Source organism: Novosphingobium sp. BL-A-41-Hi4A-0G (genome assembly GCF_055521735.1).
This window is the reverse complement of the sequence record NZ_CM145501.1, coordinates 829,895-853,800: the sequence shown is the minus strand read 5'-3', so window position 1 is coordinate 853,800 and position 23,906 is coordinate 829,895. Positions and strand designations below refer to the sequence as shown.

The 23,906-nt window shown below is 65.1% G+C and carries 20 protein-coding genes; 6 read left to right on the top strand and 14 right to left on the bottom strand.

Features of this window, described 5'->3' with window-relative positions:
• Nucleotides 1–3: 3 nt before the first annotated feature.
• Together ACZ1JX_RS04160 and zapE are read left to right on the top strand one after the other, a co-directional pair.
• Entirely contained in the window at nucleotides 4–483 is a 480-nt protein-coding gene (locus ACZ1JX_RS04160; RefSeq protein WP_465125532.1) for a PaaI family thioesterase, read from the top strand.
• Nucleotides 480–1,613, top strand: coding sequence for a cell division protein ZapE (zapE, locus tag ACZ1JX_RS04155; RefSeq protein ID WP_465125531.1), 1,134 nt, complete (start codon nucleotides 480–482; stop codon nucleotides 1,611–1,613). Before ACZ1JX_RS04160 ends, zapE begins: the two co-directional genes overlap by 4 nt.
• A 282-nt stretch (nucleotides 1,614–1,895) precedes the next feature.
• On the opposite strand, the gene ACZ1JX_RS04150 is transcribed toward zapE, so the two are convergent.
• From ACZ1JX_RS04150 to ACZ1JX_RS04090, 13 genes are all read right to left on the bottom strand, one after another.
• A complete protein-coding gene (locus ACZ1JX_RS04150; protein WP_465125530.1) occupies nucleotides 1,896–4,178 on the bottom strand; it encodes an EAL domain-containing protein in 2,283 nt (760 codons plus the stop codon).
• An 82-nt stretch (nucleotides 4,179–4,260) separates the two neighbouring features.
• The gene (locus ACZ1JX_RS04145) at nucleotides 4,261–6,150 is read right to left on the bottom strand and encodes an XrtA/PEP-CTERM system amidotransferase (protein ID WP_465125529.1); all 1,890 of its coding nucleotides are present in this window, start codon (nucleotides 6,148–6,150) and stop codon (nucleotides 4,261–4,263) included.
• A gap of 11 nt (nucleotides 6,151–6,161) precedes the next feature.
• Nucleotides 6,162–7,730, bottom strand: a complete 1,569-nt coding sequence (gene xrtA / locus ACZ1JX_RS04140; protein WP_465125528.1) for an exosortase A — start codon at nucleotides 7,728–7,730, stop codon at nucleotides 6,162–6,164.
• Nucleotides 7,717–8,946 carry a TIGR03087 family PEP-CTERM/XrtA system glycosyltransferase gene (locus tag ACZ1JX_RS04135; protein ID WP_465125527.1) on the bottom strand — a complete coding sequence of 410 codons (1,230 nt, stop codon included), beginning with the start codon at nucleotides 8,944–8,946 and terminating at the stop codon, nucleotides 7,717–7,719. Before ACZ1JX_RS04135 ends, xrtA begins: the two co-directional genes overlap by 14 nt.
• Nucleotides 8,943–9,998 (bottom strand): FemAB family XrtA/PEP-CTERM system-associated protein, encoded by a 1,056-nt coding sequence (locus tag ACZ1JX_RS04130; RefSeq protein ID WP_465125526.1) that lies wholly within the window; start codon nucleotides 9,996–9,998, stop codon nucleotides 8,943–8,945. The genes ACZ1JX_RS04135 and ACZ1JX_RS04130 overlap by 4 nt, the downstream gene beginning before the upstream one ends.
• Entirely contained in the window at nucleotides 9,995–10,882 is an 888-nt protein-coding gene (locus tag ACZ1JX_RS04125; protein WP_465125525.1) for an XrtA system polysaccharide deacetylase, read from the bottom strand. The genes ACZ1JX_RS04130 and ACZ1JX_RS04125 overlap by 4 nt, the downstream gene beginning before the upstream one ends.
• 23 nt (nucleotides 10,883–10,905) lie before the next feature.
• Nucleotides 10,906–12,165 (bottom strand): XrtA/PEP-CTERM system-associated ATPase, encoded by a 1,260-nt coding sequence (locus ACZ1JX_RS04120; RefSeq protein WP_465125524.1) that lies wholly within the window; start codon nucleotides 12,163–12,165, stop codon nucleotides 10,906–10,908.
• A gap of 18 nt (nucleotides 12,166–12,183) precedes the next feature.
• Nucleotides 12,184–13,899 carry a preprotein translocase subunit YajC gene (locus ACZ1JX_RS04115; protein ID WP_465125523.1) on the bottom strand — a complete coding sequence of 572 codons (1,716 nt, stop codon included), beginning with the start codon at nucleotides 13,897–13,899 and terminating at the stop codon, nucleotides 12,184–12,186.
• Nucleotides 13,896–14,840, bottom strand: coding sequence for an AAA family ATPase (locus ACZ1JX_RS04110; protein ID WP_465125522.1), 945 nt, complete (start codon nucleotides 14,838–14,840; stop codon nucleotides 13,896–13,898). Before ACZ1JX_RS04110 ends, ACZ1JX_RS04115 begins: the two co-directional genes overlap by 4 nt.
• Before the next feature lie 11 nt (nucleotides 14,841–14,851).
• Nucleotides 14,852–16,369, bottom strand: a complete 1,518-nt coding sequence (locus ACZ1JX_RS04105; RefSeq protein WP_465125521.1) for an XrtA system polysaccharide chain length determinant — start codon at nucleotides 16,367–16,369, stop codon at nucleotides 14,852–14,854.
• A 7-nt stretch (nucleotides 16,370–16,376) separates the two neighbouring features.
• The gene (locus ACZ1JX_RS04100; protein ID WP_465125520.1) at nucleotides 16,377–17,024 is read right to left on the bottom strand and encodes an XrtA/PEP-CTERM system exopolysaccharide export protein; all 648 of its coding nucleotides are present in this window, start codon (nucleotides 17,022–17,024) and stop codon (nucleotides 16,377–16,379) included.
• A 211-nt stretch (nucleotides 17,025–17,235) separates the two neighbouring features.
• Complete coding sequence (locus ACZ1JX_RS04095; RefSeq protein WP_465125519.1) at nucleotides 17,236–18,462, bottom strand: pyridoxal-dependent decarboxylase, exosortase A system-associated; 1,227 nt, start codon at nucleotides 18,460–18,462, stop codon at nucleotides 17,236–17,238.
• On the bottom strand, nucleotides 18,459–19,985 hold the full coding sequence (locus ACZ1JX_RS04090; RefSeq protein WP_465125518.1) for an acyl-CoA ligase (AMP-forming), exosortase A system-associated: 1,527 nt from the start codon (nucleotides 19,983–19,985) through the stop codon (nucleotides 18,459–18,461). The genes ACZ1JX_RS04095 and ACZ1JX_RS04090 overlap by 4 nt, the downstream gene beginning before the upstream one ends.
• 17 nt (nucleotides 19,986–20,002) lie before the next feature.
• Here ACZ1JX_RS04090 and ACZ1JX_RS04085 point away from each other — a divergent pair, with 17 nt between their 5' ends.
• From ACZ1JX_RS04085 to ACZ1JX_RS04070, 4 genes are read left to right on the top strand one after another with little or no spacing between them, the layout of a single operon-like run.
• On the top strand, nucleotides 20,003–21,007 hold the full coding sequence (locus ACZ1JX_RS04085; RefSeq protein WP_465125517.1) for a GNAT family N-acetyltransferase: 1,005 nt from the start codon (nucleotides 20,003–20,005) through the stop codon (nucleotides 21,005–21,007).
• Between the two features lie 37 nt (nucleotides 21,008–21,044).
• Complete coding sequence (locus tag ACZ1JX_RS04080) at nucleotides 21,045–21,302, top strand: acyl carrier protein (protein WP_465125516.1); 258 nt, start codon at nucleotides 21,045–21,047, stop codon at nucleotides 21,300–21,302.
• On the top strand, nucleotides 21,299–21,958 hold the full coding sequence (locus tag ACZ1JX_RS04075) for an alpha/beta hydrolase family protein (protein ID WP_465125515.1): 660 nt from the start codon (nucleotides 21,299–21,301) through the stop codon (nucleotides 21,956–21,958). The genes ACZ1JX_RS04080 and ACZ1JX_RS04075 overlap by 4 nt, the downstream gene beginning before the upstream one ends.
• Nucleotides 21,955–22,743 (top strand): hydrolase 1, exosortase A system-associated, encoded by a 789-nt coding sequence (locus ACZ1JX_RS04070; protein WP_465125514.1) that lies wholly within the window; start codon nucleotides 21,955–21,957, stop codon nucleotides 22,741–22,743. The genes ACZ1JX_RS04075 and ACZ1JX_RS04070 overlap by 4 nt, the downstream gene beginning before the upstream one ends.
• On the opposite strand, the gene trxB is transcribed toward ACZ1JX_RS04070, so the two are convergent.
• Complete coding sequence (gene trxB / locus ACZ1JX_RS04065; protein ID WP_465125513.1) at nucleotides 22,733–23,701, bottom strand: thioredoxin-disulfide reductase; 969 nt, start codon at nucleotides 23,699–23,701, stop codon at nucleotides 22,733–22,735. The two genes, ACZ1JX_RS04070 and trxB, sit on opposite strands and share 11 nt — an antisense overlap.
• Nucleotides 23,702–23,906: the final 205 nt, after the last annotated feature.

The following is a 23,906-nucleotide window of genomic DNA, read 5'->3' as shown; positions in this document are numbered from 1 at the left end:
CCGGTGAGTGCGCAAGCTTTCCGTTACGAACCGGCCGAGGATCACCCCGGCTGGTTCACCTGGAACCTGACCGACGAGACCCGGTTCAACGCCCAGACGATGGGCCGGATGCTCACCCGGATCGAGGAGCGCGCCGATGGCGTGCGCGTATCCCGGCTGCGCATGTTCCCGGAACGCCGCCACTCGAACTTGCTCGAAGCGGTCCACGGCGGCGTCACGCTGGCCCTGATCGACATCGCCCTGTTCGCAGGGATGCGCACCCTGCTCCAGGGTGACGCGGCGGGCTCGGTCACGCTCGACCTGTCCACCCAGTTCATCGGCGCGGGCCGCGTGGGCGAACCGCTCGACGCCGTGGTCGAAGTGCTGCGCGAAACCGGCCGCCTCGTTTTCCTGCGCGGTCTCGTCGAGCAAGGCAGCGACACCATCGCCGCATTCAACGGCACGATCCGCAAGCCCACCCTGAAGAATTTGTCGGGGCGATGACCTCGGTCCTCCAGCGCTACCACGAGCTTGTTTCAGCAGGCGAGTTGCTGCCCGATCCCGAACAGGCCGCAGCGGCTGCCCGGCTCGATGCGCTGCAGCAGGAACTGGAAACCCCGCCACCTGCGCCGGGTCTGTTCGGCAAGCTGTTCGGCGCCAAGCCCCCTGCCCCCCCGCGCGGCGTCTACATGTGGGGCGGCGTCGGGCGCGGCAAGTCGATGCTGATGGACCTGTTCCACGACAACCTGTCCGTCCCGGCCAAACGCCGCGCGCACTTCCACGAATTCATGCTCGACGTTCACGCCCGCCTGCGCGAGGAGCGCAAGAAGGAAAGCGGCGACCCGATCCCGCCTGTCGCCGCCGCCATCGCCGCCGAGACGCGGGTGTTGTGCTTCGACGAGATGGTCGTCAACAACAGCGCCGACGCGATGATCATGAGCCGCCTGTTCACCGCCCTGATGGTCGATGGCGGCGTCACCGTGGTCACAACATCAAACCGAGCGCCGCAAGACCTCTACAAGAACGGCCTCAACCGCGAACACTTCCTGCCGTTCATTGCCCTGATCGAAGGGCGGCTCGACGTCCTCACACTCAACGGCCCGACCGACTACCGGCTGGAGCGCATGAAGGGCGTGGGCACCTGGCACGTGCCGGTCGGACCTGAATCGACCGCGAAAGTCCGCGAGGCCTTCTTCCGTCTCACCGACTATCCGCCCGAAGACAGCGAGCACGTGCCTGCCTGCGAGCTCGACGTCGGCGGCGGGCGCCTGCTCCACGTGCCCAAGAGCCTCAAGGGCGTGGGCGTGTTCAGCTTCAAGCGCCTATGCAGCGAAGCACGCGGCGCGGCGGATTACCTTGCGATCGCGCGCCATTACCACACCGTGATCATCGTCGCGATCCCGCGCCTCGGCGCAGACCTGCGCAACGAGACCGCGCGGTTCATCACGTTGATCGACGCGCTCTACGAGCACAAGGTCAAGCTCATCGCCACCGCCGACGCGGAGCCTGCCGAGCTTTATGACTGGAGCGGTAAGGGTGATGAGGAAGGGCGGTTCATGTTTGACCGCACCGTCAGCCGCCTGATGGAAATGCAGAGCCAAGATTATCTGGCACTGGGTCACGGCGAAGACTGAATCGCGCAAACTGGAGCCCAAAGCTCCATAAGGCGACACTCAGGCCGTTAACTACGAATCACTTGGGGCCTTATTGACCGAGGCAAAGGTTTTACGCTGCCGCATTCAAAGCGGCAGCGCAGTAACCTTGCAAAACACTGAATTTTCAAAGAAAACTCAGAAAGTTGCCCTTACTGGAAGATCCAGCGCAGGATTTCGATGATTGCGTTCAAAGCCGACATGTGAGCCTCCATCCACATTAGGAAGCTCATGGTTAACAGCATCGGATATGGTTAACAACTTCTAAACGACTCCGATCTGGCGGCGTCCCGTTTTGAGAAGGCTCTGATTAAACTCGGCAAAGCTCTGTGGGCGACCTAGAAAATACCCCTGCCCAACGTCGCAACCCATTCTGGCAAGTGCACGATAGGTCGCTTCGTCTTCGATTCCTTCGGCCACCACGGTCTGCCCGAGAGCGTGCGCCAATTCGATCGTCGAACGTATGATGTGGCTTTCACGCTCGTGAGTCAGCAGGCGCGAAACGAAGCGACGATCCAGCTTCAATTCGTCGCTCGGCAAGTCGGCGAGATAGGCAAGGCTCGCCTCGCCTGTGCCGAAGTCATCGATCGAAAGCCTGAAGCCCATCGCGCGCAGTTGCGAGAGGTTTTGCACCGCTGCCGGCCGGTTGCGCACGCTAGATGTTTCGGTAACTTCGACCGTCAGCAAGCGTGGATCGATGTTTCGGCGCCGCACGATTTCGACAAGCGTGGAGACCAGCGAAGGCTTGTCGACCATTTGTGCCGAGAGATTGACGCTCATCTGGAAGCGCCGCAGCGGCCCATTCAGCGCGAGCGCAGCGGTTATCGCTTCCTCGAACACCCAATACGTCAGCGCATCAATGCGCCCTGCACGCTCGGCCTGCAGGATGAAGGCGTCAGGCGCAATCGGGCCGCGGGTGGGGTGATTCCAGCGAATGAGCGCCTCTGCACCGCATGGCACGCCTTCGCGCATGTCCCACTGGCTCTGGTATGCGAGCCAGATTTCTCCGTTGCGAAGACCTTCGTCGATTCGCGCATGGAGAGAGAGTTCCCATGAAGCTTCGGCAAGCCGCTCCGCTTCGAAAAGCTCGACAGAACGCCCGCTGTTCATTGCATCGTTCGCGCTGGCAACAGCGGAATTGACGCGGGTCTGGGCATCGAGACCTTCGTTGCGATCCAGCCCGAAGTGGATGTTCGTATCGAAAGTGTAGGTGCCGATCTGCAATGGTGCAGAAAACAGGGCCCGCAAACCTTCGAGGTGGTTCAGCTGCATCTCCAGCGGACGCGCCTCTTCCGTCCAGGCGAAGTGGCCGCCCTCACCGTTGTAGATCGTCTCGATGCCCGATCCGACGGAGAGACGCCGCGCGATCTGACGGGCGCATTCCCCGTGAAGATCCTTGGGCAAGGTCGCCAGAATTTCCTCGTATCTCGCAATGACGGCGACGATCACGTCCCGGCCGACCTCAAAGGGCTTCTCGCTGAGCGCCAGAAGGTTTGGCAGGCCAGAGGCACTGGTGTGCTGAACTCGCCGAACGCGCAGTTGCCAGATGCGCCCACCGCCATAGACGCAGATCGCTGCGAGAGCTGCGCCAACGTCGAGCTTGATACCGACGATCTGGAGCAGCGTCGGAACAAGAATTGCCGACAGAATGGCGCTGCCGTGAAGGAAAAGCTTTTTCCGCTTCATCGCATTGCGCGAACCGGCGCGCATGAGCAGCCACACAAGAATCAGAAGCGGGAGTTGGCCAAACCAGAACGACATGGGCTTGGCCAGGCCCGAAGCGCCCGCGATATCAACCGCCAGCGGATGGACCCGCCCGCTGCCAAAGTAACCAATGGGCGGAGCGTTGTCGGCCTGCGTGACAATTACGGTTCGCCCCGTCAGAAGTCCGGGCACATAGTTGCCGCTGGCCAGCGACGCTTCGCGCACCCGGGGAACCGAATCAGGTGCAACCAGAAAATCGGGTTGGAACGTGTCCTGGATGCCAGAGCCGACACCGGCAAGCGAAGCGGCAAAAGTTGGGTACCGTTTGCCTTTTACCTCGACCACGTATGGCGAGAATACGGCGTAATCGAGAAAGTTCGCATTCCACGCCGATACGACGACCGGTGCTTCGACTGCCAGCGCCGGTGGGGGAAGCTTGAGATCCTTGAACGAATCACCGCGCTCCAGGCTGCCGACGTTCGTGCTGCGCACCACGAGAGACACGCCTGTGCCGAATGCCCGAACCGCGTCGACAAGTTTCCGGTCGCCTGCCGCATCGGCGCCGTACTTCACCGGCGCATCGACGAACACGCGATAGGGCATCTGCCGCCGGACACGTTCGAGCACGCTGGCCAGACGCGAGGCGGAGACAGTCGGATCATCAGAGTGTTCGGTGTTGCCGTCGAGTTCGATGACGACGATGGAACTGTCAGCTGGATGCTGGTTCAGCTTGTACCGAACGTTCCAGTAACCGTGATCGATCGGCGTCAGAAAATCGGTAAGCGCCAGCAACGCCGGGATAAGCAGCGCGAGATACAGCGGTGAGCGCAGTTTCTTCAGCATGGTTCCAGCGGCATTGTTTCAACGCTGGATTAGTCCGGATTGGTGAAGATCATCTTACCGAGCGGACAAACTTAATCCCGTATCAACCAAGCCGATCCAAGGATTTCCGCAACATCAGCAGTTGCCAGATCAGACGACTATGGTCTGCGCGACCGGAAATGTGGTCCTCGGCCAACATGTCGATCCGCGCGCTGTCGAACCAGCCGGTGCGGGCGAGCGCGCCACTTGCTGCAAGGCCGCGCGCTTCTTCGGCAAGTGGCCCGCGCAACCACTGCGCGATGGGCGTCACAAAGCCCATCTTGGGGCGGAACAGCACGTCTGCGGGCAGGTAGCGGCGCATGGTTTCCTTGACCAGCCACTTGCCCGTAGATCCCTTGACCCGCAGCCCCTCGGGCAGGCGCGCGCCGAATTCGACGAGGCGGTGATCGAGCAGCGGTTCGCGCGCTTCTAGGCTCACGGCCATACTGGTGCGGTCCACCTTGGTCAGGATGTCACCGGTCATGTAGAACTTGAGATCGGCATACTGGGCGCGATCGAGGCCTGAGCGCGCGGGCGCCTTGCGCATAAGATCGACCAGTGGCTGTTCGGCGCGATAACCGCCGCGCAAACGCTTGAAATCGGGGCTGTAGAGCGTGTCGCGCAAATCGGCCGAGGTGACGGCGAGGGCGCGAGCATAGCCTTCTTCGCCATTGCCGGCGAGGCTGAGCAGCGTGGTCTTGGCGCGCAAGGGGCGTGGTGCCCAGTCCGCCTTGGGCCAGAGCTGGCCGAGCGCGCCGAACAGCGGCTTGCGCAGAGCAGAAGGCAGAAGTGCGCGGGCCTGTTCCTCGCGGTGCTGGAAAGTCTGGCGGCGGTAACCGGCAAAAGCCTCGTCCGCGCCATCACCGGACAGCGCCACGGTCACATGCTCGCGCGCCAGTTCGCAGACGCGGAAGGTGGGAAGCGCGGAAGCGTCGGCAAAAGGTTCGTCGAACATTCCCGCCAGCCTGTCGACCAGCGAGAAGTCCTCGGGCGAGACCGTGCGTTTCCAGTGCTGGGTATGGAACTGCGCGGCGATGCGGTCGGCGTAAGCTGTTTCGTCGAGCGCGGCGACATCGAAGCCGATCGAGCAGGTCTTGACCGGGGTCGTGCTCGCTTCGGCCATGAGCGCGACGACGCTGGAGCTGTCGACTCCGCCCGACAGGAATGCGCCCAAAGGGACGTCGGCGAGCATGCGCGAGGTGACGGCTTCGCGCATGTAGTGGAGAAGGTGTGCGCCGAGGTCGTCCGCCTTGCCCTTCTCACGGTCGGCGAAGGAAATGTCCCACCACTGTACCGGCGCGGGTGGCGGGGCATCGGGGCGCAGGAGCTGATAGTGTCCGGCGGGCAGCTTCTCTACGCCCTTGAGGATCGAGCGGTGATCGGGGACGTATCCCCAGGCGAGGTAGTCCTCCACCGCCAGCGGATCGATCTCGCGCCTGAGCGAGGGGTGGGCGAGCAGGGCCTTGAGTTCGGAGCCGAAGATCACCGCGCCATCGGCAAGGCGCGCGGTGAACAACGGCTTCACTCCGAAACGGTCGCGGACCAGCAGGGTGGTGCGCTGGCGCAAGTCGTGGAGCGCGAAGGCGAACATGCCGTGGAGGCGGGGCAGGCAATCGAGTCCCCAGTGCCGCCACGCCTGCAGGATCACCTCGGTATCGCCATCGGTGCGGAAGGTGGCGCCCAGCGCCTCAAGTTCCTTGCGCAAGTCCCTGAAATTGTAGATTTCGCCGTTGAACACGATCACCGCGTCGCCTTCTGCCGCGATCATCGGCTGGGGCGATCCGGCAAGGTCGATGATCGACAGGCGGCGGTGGCCGAGGCCCACGCCGGGTGCGGTCCACACGCCCTCCCCGTCCGGCCCACGATGCGCAATGGCATCGCACATGCGACGGACCCGGTCTGGATCGACAGGCTTCAGGCCTTCGGTATGGATGATTCCGGCGATTCCGCACATGCGAAGGAAGCCTAGCGGCCTGTGGCGGCGCGGTCCATCCACGCCTCCACGGGTCCGGTTGCCTTGAGGAAGGCGCGCAGGGAGGCTTCTGCCGGAGGCTGGCCGGGAATGGCATCTTCGGCAGAGAGGATCAGCGTGGCGGTGGTGCGCTCGCGCAGCAGCAGGCGGTCGAGGATGTTCTCGAGCTTGAGGCGGGTGTTGCTGCCGGTGAACAGCGGGCCGGAGCGGTAGAAGGTCTCGGCCAAGCGGTGGACGGGGCCTACGGTCTGGATGCGGTCGGCGTGGCCTTGCGCCAGCGGGGCGGGCGAGCTTTCCCATGCCCAGCCGCTGCCGAGCGGGATTGCACCCTGGCCGAAGCCGCCAGCCTCGCGGCCATCATCCTGCGTGGCGTAGAGCGCGTAGGAGACGTCGACGATGTGTCCCGCATCATCGCGGAAGCGGCCGAGCAGGACATGGGCGGCGCCGGTGTGGAGCGGTTTCCATGCGGCTTGCGGGGTGTAATCGACCTGGGTCCAGCCGGGAACGGTGGGGAACGCTATTCGTGCGGGCACGGGGGCTTCAAGGCGGCCTGCCCATGCGCTCCAGCCGGTGAAGACGAGAGCGAGGGCTGTGAGCGCGGCCAAAGCCCTGCCCTGCCCCATGGAAAACGCTGAGAGCCTCGCCAGCAAGGCGTTGCGGTTCAGGGCTTCGGCTTCGATCATGCGGTCATCGATCGCGCGGTCGAAGAAGCGCCAGGCCAGCCCCATGACGAGTGCCATGACCAGCGCGAAGAATATCCAGCCGTAGAAGATGTGGTCGAACCCGGCGGCGAATTCGATGCCGCGATGCTCGGCAATGAAGATCGTGCCCCATGCGCGCACGCCATTGGCAAGGATCGGCATGGCGATGCTTAGCGCCATGAAGGCGGCGCGGCGGCTCCATGAGGCGAAGCAGACGTTGGCGACGAGCGCTCCGTAGGCGATCATCGCGATCAGGAACTTCACGCCGGAGCACGCCTCGGCCACCTCGAAATAGCCGCCGGGGGTGGTGATGAACACGCCTTCGATGTGCGCGGGCACGTTGCTCAGGTCGAGCATGGCCATCGAGATCTTCGCGGTGATGGTCTGGAGCGCGGGGATCAGCTCGTCGCCTGCGGGGACGAGGAGCAGCATGTAGGCGATGGGGAAAAGCAGAGCGGCGCAGGCGCGGGGGCCGAGCAGGACCAGCACGCTCGCCTGCGCCATCAGCACAACGCCGAGCTGGGTCGCGAGCGAGAGTCCGGCGAAAGTGCCGAGCAGCCAGAGAAACGCGGCTCCAGCAAAGGGGATCAGGCCGGGCCACCACGCCTGCGGTTCGATCCGCACGACTTCGCGCCAGCGCAGCGAGATCAGCCAGCCGAGGATGAAGGGGATGAGGAGGACGTGGTTGTAGGTCGAACTGTCCCACCACTGCAGGAACATCGCCTGCCAGTCGGAGGCGAAGAGCACGACGTTGCCGGTCCACGCCAGAGCCAGCAGAGCAAGCGCACGACGCCATGACGCGGGCAGCGCTGCAAAGGCGCGACCGAGCGGGGCCTTGAGCGCGAGGTCAGGCGGCGACACGGGGAGACTCGGGGCCGGTCAGGCCGAGCAGGTCAGCAAGGGGGGCGAGAACTCCGGCCCAGCCACACTTTTCGAGCACGAAGGCGCGGGCCGATTGGCCGATGGTGGCGGCGCGGACCTTGTCGTGGAGCAGGCTGAGCGCCGTTCTGGCGAGAGCATCGGCTCCGCTGGCAATGACCAGTTCCTGTCCTTCGCGCGCGGTGATGCCGGTGGCGGCTTCGGGCGTGGCGAGGACCGGGCGGGCCATGGCCATCGCCTCGAGCACCTTGTTCTGCACGCCGCGCGCGATGGTCAGTGGCGCGACGACGAGGTCGGCTCCGGCCAGCCACGGGCGCACGTCGATCACCGCTCCGGTGACGCGCGTGCCATGCATGCCTTCGAGCGTGCGGACGGCGAGCGTGGGGGCGCGGCCAACCACGTTGAAGCGGGCCTGCGGGAACGTGGCGCGGATATGGGGCATGACTTCACGGGCGAACATTTCCACGGCAGCCACGTTGGGCGGGTAATCCATCTGGCCGGTGAAGGTCAGCTGCGGCCCCTCGCCTGCCATTTCCGGCGCGGGCGGCATCCCTTCGGGATCGAAGAAATCGGTGTCGATGCCGTTGCCGACCGCGAGCACGCGCAGCTCTGCACCGGGGGTCAGGCGCTGGCGGAAGAGTGCGGCTTCCTCGGGCGTGACGAGCAGGCTCGCATGGGCGCGGCGGGCAATGTCACTTTCAAAGCGCGAGAGCAGACGTGCTTCGCGGGCGTAGAGGCGGCTGACGGGGAAGCGCGCGGCGGCGGCGTAGGCTTCGAACTTGGCGGAATCGACGTCGACAAAGTCCATCACCACGCGCCCCGGAAAGTCCGCGGGGATGTATTGCGCCATCTGGCCGGAGAACACGTAGATCGCGCTGACGGGCCGCTCAGCCAGGACTTGTGCGACGTAGGCGGCGATACGCTTGTCGGCAAAGGCAGTGAGGCTGACGGGCTTTGCGCTCGCCAAAGCCTCGACACCTGCCAGCTTGAGCGAGCGGGTGCGGGGTACGAGGCAATGGCTGGCGGCAACGGCAGCAAGGTCCGGCTCATGGCCCATGTCGCCTTCGTCATCGGCAAAGCAGGCGACGTGGACCGTGGCCAGCTTCGCGATGTGGCGCAGGACGTGGCACGAGCGGATCTTGTCGCCGCGATCGGGCGGGAACGGGATGCGGTGGGCGAGGAACAGGACTTCGCTCATGCAAGGCCGTTGGCAATGAACGGGCCGATGCGGTTGGCCAACCCGAGCGGCAGCTTCTGCCACAACGCGATCTTGGCCTTGTAGCGCGGGCTGAGCGGATTGACGTCGCGCGGGGCCTGCCCGTCGGCGGTCCATGTCGCGTAGGCGAGCGGTTCGGGCGTGAAGCCCCAGTTGCGCTTGAAGTGGTAGGCTCCGGTATCGACCTTGGAACGGCCGAAATCGAAACGGTCACATCCGCGCCCGCGCGCATGATTCATCAGCGCGTAGTACATCACGTCGTTTGCGCGCATGGTCCGCGCGCCGTGGGTGCCGCCGCCCCAGTAGGGCATGACTGCGCCGCGATGGTAGAGGCTCAGCACCGAGGCGAGCGGCTGGCCTTCGTGGAGTACGGTGAGGATATCGGCATCATCGCCGAACGCGTCCATCACCGCATCGAACAGACATTTGGGGAATACCGGAGTGCCAAGATTGCGGACGGATTCGGCATAGACAGCGTAGTGCATCGCGCGGTCTTGGGCGTTCCGCCCGGTCCGCACTTCCATACCATAGCCCAGACCTCTGCGCACTTCGGCGCGCTGCTTGCGCGGGATGGCGAGCAGTTGCGCCTCGTCATCAGCTGCCAGAATGGTGACGAAACCTGCGTGGCTACCGGTCTTTACATGCCAGCCCTCGCCCTGCGGCAAAGGCCCGCCGCGCAGTTCGAGCGTCGGGCAGTTGAGGCGGATGGCCAATTCCTGCGCGGCGGCAAAGAGCGCAGGATCGCCCTCACCCACCACGCCACCGCCGACGCCGAAGCCGGTGGAGACAAGTGCGCGGCCGAACAGCGGGGAATGAACTACGTGCAGCGGAAGGACGCCACGGATCGTCCTGTCTTGCTCGGAAAGGAGAACATGCGCGCGGTGCCCGGTCGCGCGCTCGACGGCATCGAGCCATTCGGGGCGATGGAAGGCAGTGGTATCGGGATGGTCAGCCAGAAAACGTGCTATCGTCGCCCGATCTCCGGGATCGGCCACGCGTGCCACGGCGCTGGCAGGGAAGAACGGCGCGTTCATGCCGCCTCGCGCAAGGGCGTGCGCGCCGCTTCCAAAGCGGCGATTTCGTCCATGCGGCCCCAGCGGAATTCACGCACCAGACGCGAAAGCTTGGCGGCCATGACATCGAGGTTGGTATAGTGCCGCAGCCGCGACTTGAGCGGAGCGACAGGCGGACGCGGCTGGTCCGGATCGATTTCCCACGGGTGGAAGTAGAACACCGCCGGGCGGCTATCGCGCTCGTTCACCTGACGGATCGCCCAACGCGAGACGGCATAGGGCAGCAGCCGGAAGAACCCACCCCCGCCCGCCGCCATGCGGCGGCCCGCGACTTCGGCGGTGGTCACCGGGACCTCGATCAGTTCGGCACCCGAGACTGGGCGAAAGGCAAAGCGCGGCGCTTCGCGCCAACCGTAGTGATCGTGGACGATGGGGGCGACCGAGGAGGAATAGACATAGCCCTGCTCAGCCAGCACTTCGTGCGCCCAGGGGGTGCGGGCGTCGATGGAGAAGCTCGGCGCGCGGTAGCCGGTAACACGCTGTCCGGTCACGTCTTCCAGCACCTTGCGTGCCCGTTCGATGTCGGCGGCAAAGGCCTCGCGCCCCAGCGTGAACACGCGGGCGTGGTCCCAGCCGTGACTGGCGATCTCATGCCCAGCAGCAGCGATCCGGCGCATCATCGCGGGGTAACGTTCGGCAATCCAGCCCAGCGTGAAGAATGTGCCCTTGACGCCCGCCTCGTCGAACAGGGCGAGTATCTGCTGGCAATTGCGCTCGACACGGCAGGTCAGCCCGTCCCAGTCTCCCCGGTCGATCACGGTTTCGAACGCGCCGACCTGGAACCAGTCTTCCACGTCAACCGACAACCCGTTCAGCACACGGCCGTTCAGCACCCCGGACGACATTGCACTATCCCCTGATGCGTCGCTCAAGCAGCAGCGCGATGGAAGTCTTCGGCCTCAATCCACTCGATCAGCATGGTCAGCGTGTGGCGGATCGCCTGCTCCTGCTCGCTCGTGCGCGATTCAAGCGCGGCGACGCGGCGCTGCGCTTCGGCCAGCGCTTCGAGCACGACTTCGTCCCCCGGACGCTGTTCCAGCGCGGCGATGCGGCGGTTCGCTTCCTCGAGCTGGGCGGCCAGATCGAAATCGGGCACAGGCGCAACGGGCGCGGCGCGCATGTCGGCCAGTTCGATGATCGCCTGCTGCAATTCGGCAATCTGCTCGTCACGCTCGGCCAGAGCAACGCGCCATGCGCTGTCGTCAATTGCGGGAGCGGCAGGCGCGGCCACGGGAGCCGGGGCCACCGGAAGCTCGATTTTCGGCACGTCTGCGGCGGGAGCGGGCGTTACGGCAACTTGCGGCTTGCCGAAAGCGCCATCGCCGGCAAGGTCAGTCAGCACGGCTTGCAGCATTGCCGCATCGATATGATCGCGCTGTTCGACCGCGCCCATCAGCATCAGGCGGTTGACGATCTGATTGATCCGGCGCGGCACACCTCCGCTGGCCTTGGCGAGATCGGCATAGACCCGCGCATCGAACTGCGGGCGTCCCTGCCAGCCAACCAGCGCCAACCTGTGTTCGACATAGGCACCGACTTCGGCGGGCTCCATCGCATCGAGATGATGCGAGGCGATGACGCGCTGGCGCAGCTGCTCCAGTTCAGGCGAGGTCTGGATCAGTGTGCGGAATTCGGGCTGGCCGAGCAGCAGGATCTGCAGGAGCGGATGCGCGCCCAACTGGAAGTTGGAGAGCATGCGCAGCTCTTCCAATGCTTCGACCGAGAGGTTCTGCGATTCGTCCACCACCAGCAGGCAGCGACGACCTTCGCGCGCTTCATGGTGCAGGAAGGCCTCGATCTGAGCGAGTGCGGTGGCCTTGTCGTGGCCTGCGACTTCCAGCCCGAAAGCGCGCGCCGCAACGTGGATCAGTTCCTCGCCATCGAGAGCGGAAGTAACGATCTGCGCGGCAGTGAGTCGCTGGCGGTCAACCGTGGCCATGAGGTGCGCGGCGAGTGTGGACTTGCCGGCGCCGACCTCGCCGGTGATGACGATGAAGCCCTCACCCTGCGCGAGGCCATAACCCAGATAAGACAAGGCCTTGCGGTGCGTTCCGCTCTCGAAATAGAAGCGCGGATCGGGCGTCAGCTGGAACGGGCGACCCGAAAGACCATAGAATTCATCGTACATCGAAGCCGTCTCCGGGCGTCAGAAGGAATAGCGCAGGCCGACAAGGCCCGAGGCTACTACCTGGTCTTCAATCACTTTACGGTTAACACTGTCCAAACCGACCGCTGCGGTCGCCACGAGGCGGTCGGTCAGGTTGCGGAAGTAGGCGGCGTTGGCGCCGACCGTGGTCACATCGCCAAGGCTGGACGCGCCCGACTGGAACCAGGCGGCATAAGCCGAGACGGCAAAGCTCGAACGGCGATCGATCGGGCCGTTGAGGCCTGCGTCGACATAGAAGCTCTCGTCCACCACGCCGTTCGCCGCGCCGAGCACCGAATCCTCGCGGGCAATGAACTTGCGGCGGATGTAGCCTGCTCCGATGCCGGCCTGCATCCGGCCGATGCGGTGAGCGTATGTGGCGTTCACGCCGCGGGCGCGGAACACCGAACTGGCGACCGAGGACAGCGCATTGTTGACGCATCCGCCTGATTCGGACCCGATCGCGCAACCGCTGATCTGGCCGTTGAACGGATCGCGGTTGACCTGAAAGTCAGTCGGCAGATCGCGCAGTGCGCGGTTCACCTGTCCGCCGAAGCCCGAGACGTTGTCATAGACCGATACCGTGAGCGAACTGCGCACGTTGGGGTTGTAGGAGAAGCTGCCGTAGTAGGTCGTGCTGTCGTAGCGACGGCCGACGAAGGCCGAAAGCGCGGTGCGACGGCTGGGCCGCCACATCACGCCTGCGTCCCAGGTGAAGCCTTCGGTATCGTAGGCCAATTCGCGCGGGCGCGACTTGTCGGTGACGTATCGGCCATTGCTGCCGAGGACCGGGACGCCGTTGGCATCGCGTACGGCATCGCGCGAGGACACCTGGACGTTCTCGTAGCCCACTGCCCCGACGAGCGCGAGTTCCATGGTCACCGGGTACGTCAACTGCACCCCTGCGCGCATGTCACGCACGCGCTGGTCGAGGTTGGTCACGTCTTCCTGAAAGTAGGAGCCGCTGGCGGTAATGCCCACGGGAAGCACCGTGCCGGGCGCAATCCCTGCCGAAAGCTGTGCCGATTGCGAGACCGAATCGTCGAAGATGTCGGTCAGCGGCTGGCCTGGGGCAAGCTGGACCGCGTCCTTCTGCTGCACCTTGGTGTAGCCGAGTATGTAGGACCCGGCGAGCGCGACATCGCCGACGTGGGTCGAGACGGCAGGGCCTGCGTAGATCGAATAGACCTGGCTGACCGCGTCGTTGGCGGCGAGCGGGTTGAGCGTCGATGCGCCACTGCCCTCCACGCGGGTGCGGGCGGCAAGCGCGCCTGCTTCCACTGAAAGCGTACGCGGGATCAGGTCGTGCTTGACGCGGGCGAGACCGGACAGCGTATCGCCATCGGGCACGCGGTTGGATTGCGAGATGCGACGCTCGTAACGCACCGAGACCGCGCCCTGCGTGCGGCGGCCATCGAGGTTCATGTCCACGCCTGCGGCAATCGTGCTGTAGGTCAGCACTTCATCGCCGGGGGAAAGCTCCCACAGCACGTTCTGCGTTGCCTCGATATAGGGGCGGATGGTGGTGCGCGGCCCGCCGCCTGCGCCGCGCGAGGTCAGGCCACGGCCCTTGCTCTTGCCCGGCCCATCGGCCTTGTCCGACGGCGTATCGCCATCGACACTCTCGTATTCGAGCGATTGCGCATGCAGCGGCCCGGCCAGGAGCATAGCTCCGACCAGAGCGGTGATGCGCAGAGGAAGCCGTGTCCGGATCATTCCTTGTATCCGTAATAAGTGCCGAAACGACGGCCGGTGGTCGAGAACCGGGTGCCGTTGAGCAGGAGCTTGATGTCCTCACACGCGCCGAGCAGGCTGACCGCATCGCGCAGCGCAGCCTCGCCGGTAAGATCGGCGCGCACGACCACGACCGTCTGCCCGACATGGTGGGCGAGCACGCTGGCGGGCGATGCGGCGAGCACCGGGGGCGAATCGAAGATGACGATGCGGTTGGGCGAATGACGCGTCAGCCGCTCGAGCACCACCTCGGTGCGGGCAGACGCGAGGTATTCGGTGTCAGACCCGGTGGCGTTGCCAGCGGGCAGGACATAGAGCCCGGCAATGTCGGTGCCGAGCACACAATCCTCAACCGCGATGTCGGGATCGGCCAGCGCGTCCATCAGGCCGGGGCCGCCGGGCAGGCCGAGCGTCGAGAGCACCGAAGGCTTGGCGAAATCGGCGTCCACCAGCAGGACTTCGGTGTCCTTCTCCGCCGCCATGGACAGCGCGAGGTTGACCGCGCAGAAGGTCTTGCCCTCGCCGGGATGAGCCGAGGCGACGAGGATGCGCTCGCCATGCAGGTCCCCGCGCGATTCGGCGGCGGTGCGAAGCAGCTGGCGCTTCACGATGCGGAACTCCTCGAGCAGGCCGGTGACGCTGCTTTCGGGTTCGATCAGGCACTGTTCGCGCAAGTGCGCCCGGTCGATCGCATGGCGCGGGCCTGTGAACTGGCGTACCTCGGGCTCGGGTTCAGGCTCGGGCAAGGCTACCGGAGCGACGAACGGCTTGGGTGCTGGCGCGGCGACCACTTTGGGCGTGGGCGCGGGCGGCAAGTCAGGGACGACCGGCCGCGTCAGGGTGCGGAAGTCAAAGGCACCCGAAGCGCGCTCGATCAGCGAGGGGCCGGAGGCGGGCAGAGGGATCTTGCTCTGGTCGGTCATCGCATCTCTCCTCAGGCCACCATGCCGCGCTTGAGCATCTCGACCCCGAGGAGGACGATGAGCATCACGAACAGACCGGTAACGCCGCCTGCGAACCACTTGAGGCGTCGCGCACGCTCCGCCCGTGCGGTGCGGGTGATCGCCTCGGAAATGCCGCCGAGCACCGGAAGGCCGGTCGCGCGTTCGAGCTGGCCTGTGGTCGAATAGGCCGAACGGAGCTGGCCGATGGCGAAGGCGCCGCCACAGCCTGCACCGATGCCCACGATCAGCACGAGGAACAGCAGCAGCGGACGGTCCGGCGCAGCGGGGCCACGCGGCATCGTCGGCGGGTCGATCACTTCGAACTTCACCGCGTCGCGCTCGGTCTCGACCTGGCCGCGCAGGCGGAGCTGCTCGCGGTCGCGCAGCAGCTTGTCGTACTGCTCCTTGAGCACGTCGTAATCGCGGTTGATGCGTGCAGCCTCGGCGGCCACTGTGGGCTCGCTGTACTGCTGCGCGGTGAGCTGCGAGATTTCGGCCTGGAGCGAGGCGCGGCGCGACTGCAGCGAGACGAGGCTCGCCTCGCGGTCGGCCTTGATCGAGACGAGCGAGCTGTAGGCCGGGTTCGGCGCACCGCCGCCACTGCCCTCGCCCGCCGCTGCCTTCTGCAGGTTGGCGATCTGGGCCTTGGCGGAGATCACGTCCGGATGGCTGTCGGTCAGCCCGCGCGCGCGCATGGCGCCAAGATCGGACATGGCCTGGGCAAGCGCGCCCTTGGCCCCGCCTGAAACGCCCGGAATTGCAATCGTCTGCGGCGTGCCAGAAAGCTGGCCGTTGATCGAGGCGAGCGCGCTCTGTGCCGCCAGCAGGTTCGATTCGACATCGCGCATCTGGTTGCGCGCGGCTTCGAGCCGGGTGGTGAGCGAGCCTGCGCCGGGGATGAACCCTGCGTTCTTCGATTCAAACTCGGTGCGCTTGAGTTCCGCCGCTTCCAGCGCCTTTTTCCGGTCAGCCAGCTGCTGGTCCATGAAGGCCAGCGTATCGGTCATCTCGCCGCGACCGCCGGCAAGGTTCTCCTCGCGGAAGATGTCGATCATCTTCTGGACGACGTCCTGCGCCAGCTTGGCGTTCTCGCCATCGTTGCGCCCGCCGCCGCCTGCCGTGCCGGTGATCTCGAACAGGTTGTCCTGCTGGCTGACGACCGTCACCTGCTTGCCGAGGCTTTCGACTGCGGCCTGCATCTGCTTGTCGGAGGTCACCTTGTCGCCCAGACGGGTGGCGCGGACGACCTTCTCGAGATTGACCGCGCTGGTCAGCGTCTGACGGACGCGCTCGATGTCGCGCTTGCGGTCGCCGCCGATGCCGATCTGGTCGGCCAGCACGTCGTCGATCTGGACGAAGATGCGCGCCTTGGATTCATAGCTGTTGGGCACCATCGCCACGATCAGCCAGCCCAGCGCACAGACCGCCCAGGTAATGCCGAGCGCGATCCAGCGGCGGTGCCAGATGCCATGGAGCGCGATACGCACTTCTTCGTAGATGCTGGTCATTGGCGGCTCAGAACGTGCTCTCGGGGATGATGATCACGTCACCGGGCATGAGCAGGACGTTGGCCTTGGTATCCCCCTTGCGCAGCAGATCGCCGATGCGCACGGCATATTCCTTCTGGTTGCCGGACTGCTTGTCGAACCGCACCAGCCGCGCCTTGTTGCCCGCAGCGTATTCCGAAAGCCCGCCGACTGCGATCATTGCATCGAGCAGGGTCATGTTGGCGCGGAACGGGATCGAGGCCGGCTTCTCGGTCGCGCCGACGATGCGCACCTGCTGGCTGAAGGTCCCGGCAAACTTGTTGACGATGACCGAAACGATCGGCTCCTGGATATACTGCGAGAGCTGGAGCTTGATGTCTTCGGCCAGCATCGAAGGCGTCTTGCCCACGGCCGGCATGTCCGTGATCAGCGGCGTGGTGATGCGTCCATCGGGACGGACCTGCACGCTCGCGCCCAGTTCCGGATTGCGCCAGACGAAGATCGTCAGCTCGTCGAGCGGGCCGATCACGTACTCCTCGCCCGGCCCTTCCTGCAGCGCCACGAACGAAGCAGGCGGCAACTGCGGCCCGCTGCCGACGCCGCTGCAACCCGACAGGGCAAGGCTCAGCATGGCCGTGCCGGCAAGCATACGGGTAAGACGCGAATTGAACGGCATGGACTGTCCTTCTTGCTGCGGTGGTTCCCGGCTTGCCCTGTCCGCAGACAGCGCGCGCAGAGCCGCAATTCACCGCTGGCTATCGCCAAAAAGGGTGAAGATTGCGTTAGCCTTGATTGCTTGAAGGCGTGACGCCAAGCGACCATTCGGTCGCGTCCCGTAACGGGACTGGCGTCAGGTCAGGGGTTAACGACGGGAACCTATGCGCTTGTCAGACAAGCATTTCCGCCGCCGGTCCCTGGCCGAGGAACATCGCCGGGCTGGCACTGGCACCATAGGCCCCGGCACAGAAAATGGCGACGATATCGCCGACGTCAGCCTTGGGAAAACCGCCCTTGTCGGCCAGCCGGTCAAGTGGCGTGCACAGGCAGCCGACGATGCTTGCCTCTTCCTCCACGGCCGCGCCAAACCGCGTGGCAATGGCGCTGGGATAGTTGCGGCGGACGACCGTGCCGAAGTTGCCGGACGCGGCCAGCTGGTGGTGAAGCCCGCCATCGGTGACGAGATAGGTCTCGCCATGGCTCTCCTTCCGGTCGACCACAGTGGCGAGATAAACGCCTGCCTCGCCAACGAGATAGCGGCCGAGTTCAATGCAGAATGCGGTGTCTTGCAGCACCTCGGGCAGTTCGGCGAACCGCTCCGCCAGCGCAGCACCGACGGCGGCAATATCTACCGGCTCGTCGCCCGGGAAGTATGGAATGCCAAAGCCCCCGCCCAGATTGCACTTGGGCAGCGCCGAGCCCGATTCTTCGGCCAGACGCGCCGCAAGCGCCAATGTCTGGCCTTGCGTTTCGATGATGGCGTCAGCCGAGAGCGCCTGGCTGCCCGCGAAGATATGGAAGCCGCGCCAGTCCGCACCTGCCGCGATCAGCTTGCGCGCCAGGGCAGGCACACGCTCGGCATCGATGCCGAAAGGCTTGGCCCCGCCGCCCATCTTCATCCCCGATCCCTTGAGATCGAAATCGGGATTCACCCGGATGGCAAGACGCGGCGCGATGCCGAGGCGCTCTGCAATCGCCAGCGCGCGGCTCGCTTCGCCCTCGGATTCGAGGTTCAGCGTCGCCCCGACAGCAATCGCCGCTTCAAGTTCCGCATCGCGCTTGCCCGGCCCGGCAAAGCTGACCCGCGCCGGATCGATACCCGCCGTGCGCACAATCTCCAGTTCTCCGCCCGATGCGATGTCGAACCCATCGACCAAGCCCAGCATATGCTTGAGCAATGGCTGATAAGGATTTGCTTTGACGGCATAATGGATCGCCAACCGCTCCGGCATTGCCGCACGCAGGGCAGCTACGCGGGCGCTGAGCAGATCGCACGAATAGACGAAAATAGGGGTACGGCCAGCCTCAGCCACCAGATCGGTCACCTTGCGGCCGGCAATAGCCAGCACGCCATCGAGGGCTTCGTAGCCTGCAGGAATGGGGCCGAGCGGTTTCATGGCGTCATGTCCTTGGCCAGTTCCGCTGCGAGTGCAACCCGGTCCAACTTCCCATTGGGGCTGACCGGCATGACTTCGCGCCAGTGAACGTGACGCGGCACCATGAAATTGGGCAGGGCGCGGGTTAGCGCGGAGATCAGGTCTGCCTGCTCGGCACCGGGAACGCCGCGCGCCACAAGATGGATCGCCTGCCCAAGTTGCGCATCGGGCAGGCCCAGCGCCACGGCCTCGGCCACAAGCCCCGTCGCCACGGCGGCCTCTTCCACTTCCTGCGGGCTGACGCGGTTGCCGCTGGTCTTGATCATCGCATCGCGCCGCCCGACGAAGTGCAATAGCCCTTGCGGGTCGCGCTTCACCCGGTCGCCCGACCACACCGCCATGCCGCCAAGCTTCGAAAACGCAGGCGCAGGCTTGAACCGCTCCGCCGTCCGCTCGGCATCCTGCCAGTACCCTTGCGCGACCAGCGGCCCGGTATGGACCAGCTCCCCCTCCTCTTCTGCCTGAGCTTCTCCGCCCAAATCATTGACAACAAGGATTTCTGCAAAGGGAATGGCCTTGCCGATTGACGTCGGATGCGCGTCAACCAGCGCTGGATCAAGATAAGTGGAACGGAACGCTTCGGTCAGGCCATACATCGGGTACAGATCGGCCGCAGGGAACGTGGTGCGCAGCGCCCGAACAAGCGATAGCGTCAATGCACCCCCGCTGTTGGTCAGCCGCCGCAGCGACGAAGCGGCCTCTTCCGGCCAATCCAGCTCCGCCAGTTGCAACCAAAGCGGCGGCACGGCGGCGATGGTGGTGACGCCATGCTTTGCTACCGCCTTCACCACATCACGCGGCGTGAGGTAATCCAGCGGGACCACGCTTCCGCCTGCGTACCAGGTCGACAGCAGCTGATTCTGGCCGTAGTCGAAAGCCAGCGGCAGCACCGCCAGCACTCGATCCTGCGGCGCAATCTTCAGGTAATGCGCCACGCTCACCGCGCCCAGCCAGAGATTGGCCTGGCTGAGCATCACCCCCTTGGGCCGCCCAGTGGAACCACTGGTGTAGAGGATCGCGGCAAGGCTGTCGGGCGCAGCGTCGGACGGCGGCAGTTCGCCTCCTTCGGCTTCCACTTGTACCCAGACGGCGGCCTCTTCGATCACGGGACAGGCAGCGTCTCCTGCCTCAAGCGTATCGAGCCGCCCCTTGTTGGCAATCAGCAAAGCCGCACCGCTATCGCCAAGGATATGCGCCACTTGCGCACGCTTGAGCAGCGGGTTGACCGGCACATGGACCAGCCCCGCCCGCACCGCCGCCAGCGGCATCAGGCAGGCGAGTTCGGTCTTGGGCAGCCATGTCGCCACACGCGCGCCCGCATCACCGACACGCGATTTCAACCACTTCGCAAGGCTTCCTACACGCGCATTTAACGCTTCGTGGCTTAGCGTGCGAACCTTGAGCACCAGCGCAGGAGCATTCCGCTCGCCGCGAAGGGCAAGGTGATCAAGCGGATACACGGTGGGATCGGGCGTTTCGGGCACTCGGGTCTCTATAGGGAATGGCAAGAGCGTTGGACGTCTATCACGCCAGTCTTAAGGAAGCGCAAGCCGACCCGCGCGTGATCGCGGTGCAAGGCCCCTCGCCGTTCGAGCGGCTGGACTGGCTCGCCCTGCTGGCCGAGCACTGCCTTGATGCCGATAAGGCGTGGATCGGGGTGGCCAGCGACGGGGCCATGACTACTGCTCTGCCATGGCTGGATGTTGGTAGCCATGTGGGTCCTCTCGCAAACTGGTACAATTTTTTTGTTTCTCCACTTGGAGATGTAGCTGGTCTTTCAGACATTGTACGAAAGCTTCCCCATGGCCGCGCCATGTTTGCGCCAATGCCTGAAGGCGAAGCCCAAGCCTTGGCCAGCGCCTTTCGCAAGGCCGGATGGATCACGATCACCGAACCGTGCGACGCGAACCATATCCTGCCCGTCAACGGCCGCAGCTTTGCCGAATACTGGGCCGAGCGCCCTGGCGCCTTGCGCGAAACGGTGCGCCGCAGAGGCCGCAAGGGCGAAGTGCATCTGCGCCTTGTCACCGGATTTTCCCAAGCAGATTGGGATGCTTACGAGGCAATCTACACATTGAGCTGGAAGCCCGGCGAAGGCTCGCCCGCATTCGTGCGCGCATGGGCGCAAATGGAGGGCGAGGCAGGTCGCCTGCGCCTCGGTCTTGCCGAGATCGACGGGCAGCCGGTTGCCGCGCAGTTCTGGACGGTCGAGGGCGGGACGGCGTTCATCCACAAGCTCGCGCATGACGAACGCTTCCGCAAGCAATCGCCCGGAACCTTGCTCAGCGCCGCCATGTTCGAGCATGTGATCGACCGCGATCACGTTTCGCTGATCGACTTCGGCACCGGCGACGATCCCTACAAGCGCGACTGGATGGAAGAGGTCCGTACCCGCTGGCGCGTGCGGGCTTGGCGCAAGACATCGGTCCAGAACTGGCCTTCGCTGCTGCGCGCCCTGATCAAGCGCAGGCTGCAACCCCTTGTTTCCCCGAACCACGATGGTTAAGGGCGCGATGAACTACACAATGGCAGCCGGAACACTGATGAGCGACACCGACAGCACCCTGCGCGCGATCCTACAGGACGTACTCGGCCTTTCCGCCGACCGCGTGGCCGGGTTCGATGCCTCCACCGGCCTGTTCGGCGAGTTGCCCGAGCTCGATTCGATGGCTGTCGCAGGCCTGCTGACCGAGATCGAGGACCGGCTCGACATCGTGATCGAGGACGACGAGGTCGATGGTGAACTTCTCGAGAGCTACGGCAACCTGCTGTCGTTCCTGGAAGCCAAAGTAGCGGCGTGATCGCAAGCTGGCCTTGCCCCGGCCCGCATGGCCAGAGCGAGGAATACGCGCTTGCCCTTGATCGCGACCGTCCCCGGCGGCTGCTGATCGTCCCTGCCCTGTTTGACGAAGCCAACCGCATGCGGCGGATGCTGGTCGATATGATGCGCCTGCTCGATGCGGCGGGAATCGACACCTTCCTGCCCGACCTGCCCGGCTGCAACGAGAGCTTGCAGGACTTCACCGCCCAGAGCCTCCACGGCTGGCGCAGCGCGATGGTGCTGGCCGAGCGGCACTTCGGCGCGACCGAAGTGCTCGCCGTCCGCGGCGGGGCGCTGGTGTTTCCCAACCCCCTCCCCGGATGGGTGCTGGAACCCGCCAAAGGTGCATCGATCCTGCGCCAGATGCTGCGCGCGAGGGTGATCGCCGCGCGCGAAGCCGGCGGGCACGAGGACAGCGCGGAACTGTTGGAGCGAGGGCGTACCGAGGGACTGGAACTGGCAGGCTGGCGCTGCGGGGCTTCGCTGATTGCGGGTCTCGAGCATGCCTTACCCGAGATCGAAGGCCAGCGTCAGATCGCGCAGTCGGAACTCGGCGGTGGTGGCCTTTGGCTCCGCGCCGAGCCTGCCGCAGCCCCTGCGCAGTCGGCGGCGCTGGCACGGATTATCGCCGGATGACCCGGCACCACCTGACCTTCTCCTGCGAGGGCGCAACGCTGGTCGGCACGCTCGACCGCGAAACGGCAAGCCATTCTGCGGGCCTGCTGATCGTCTCGGGCGGCAACGAGTTGCGCTCAGGCGCGTGGAGCGGACAGGCGCAACTTGCGGCAAGGCTTGCGGGCGAAGGCTTTCCGGTGTTCCGCTACGACCGGCGCGGGGTGGGCGACAGCGAAGGCGAGAACCTTACCTTCCGAAACTCGGAACCAGACATAGCTGCCGCCCTTGCCGCCTTTCGTGCCGCGATGCCGCACATCTCGCGCGTGGTGGCGTTCGGCAATTGCGATGCGGCGGCGGCACTGATGCTCAATGCCCCGGCGCTGGGCTTGGACGCCTTGGTACTCGCCAATCCCTGGACCATCGATGGCGAGGAAGCGCCCGAGGCCATGCCCGCCTCGGCCATCCGCAGCCGCTATCTCGCCAAGCTTGCCAATCCGCGCGAAATCTGGCGCCTGCTGACTGGCGGGGTCAATCTTGCCAAGCTCGCCAAGGGCCTGCGCAGTGCCGCCGCGCCATCCGCCGCGCCACACGGACTGGTCGAGGAAATGAAGGCAGGGCTGGCCGCCTTCGCCGGAGAGACCACAATCCTTCTAGCCAGCCGTGATCGCACTGCGCAGATGTTCAGCGAGGTCTGGGACAGAACCGACCCGCGCATCCAGCGCATCGATAGCGCCTCGCACAGCTTCTCCGACCTAACCGCGCGCGAATGGCTCCGCGCGCGGCTGATCGAGGTGCTTAGGCGGTAACCGCCTGCGCGGCCTTGAAGTCCAGTTCGGCAAGGAAGCGTTCGGAATCGAGCGCGGCCATGCAACCGGTGCCTGCCGCCGTGACGGCCTGACGATAGGTGTGGTCCATCACGTCACCGCAGGCGAAAACGCCGGGGATCGCAGTCTTGGGGGTGCCGGGCTCGACAACGATGTAGCCGCTCTCGTCGAGTTCGAGCTTGCCCTTGAACAGTTCGGTCGCGGGCGCATGGCCGATGGCGACGAACGCGCCGTCAGTCTCGACCACGGACTCAGCGCCGGTCACCGTGTCGACCACCTTCACGCCGGTCAGCCCCTTGCCCGCCTCGCCCACGAAGCTGTCAACCTTGGCGTTCCACAGCACCTTGACGTTGGGATGCGCGAAGAGACGGTCCTGCAGGATCTTCTCGGCGCGCAAGCTGTCGCGACGATGGATCAGCGTGACGTCGGGCGAATGGTTGGTGAGGTAAAGCGCTTCCTCGACCGCAGTGTTGCCACCGCCGATCACCACGACCTTCTTGCCGCGATAGAAGAACCCGTCGCACGTGGCACAGGCCGAGACGCCCTTGCCCGAAAACTCCTGCTCGCCCGGGACGCCCAGCCACTTGGCCTGTGCGCCCGTGGCGATGACCAGCACGTCGCCTTCGTAGATGTCGCCGCTGTCGCCCACGGCGCGGAATGGACTGCCATCGAGGCTGACGTCGAGGATCGTGTCCCACATCATCCGCGTGCCGACATGCTCTGCTTGGGCCTGCATTTCCTGCATCAGCCACGGGCCCTGGATCACATCGCGAAAGCCGGGATAGTTCTCGACGTCGGTCGTGATGGTCAGCTGGCCGCCGGGCTGCAAGCCCTGCACCACGATCGGCTGCATGCCTGCGCGCGCGCCATAGATCGCGGCGGAAAGCCCGGCCGGGCCGGAACCGATGATGAGCATGCGGGTCTTGTGCGTGGTCGCCATGGAAAACTCCTCCAGTCGGTTGGCGAGATAAGCAGCGCGCGGGGCAAAAGCGAGTCCGCCAAAGGGGCTTTATCCGCAGGTATCGGACAGATTTTCTTCGCGGGCCCCTGCGCGCATTTTGCCAACGCGGCGTTGCGCAAAAGGATTTTGACTTGAGCCTCCGCCCCGCCCGACAAGTGCCACCGCACACAACAGGGGCACGACC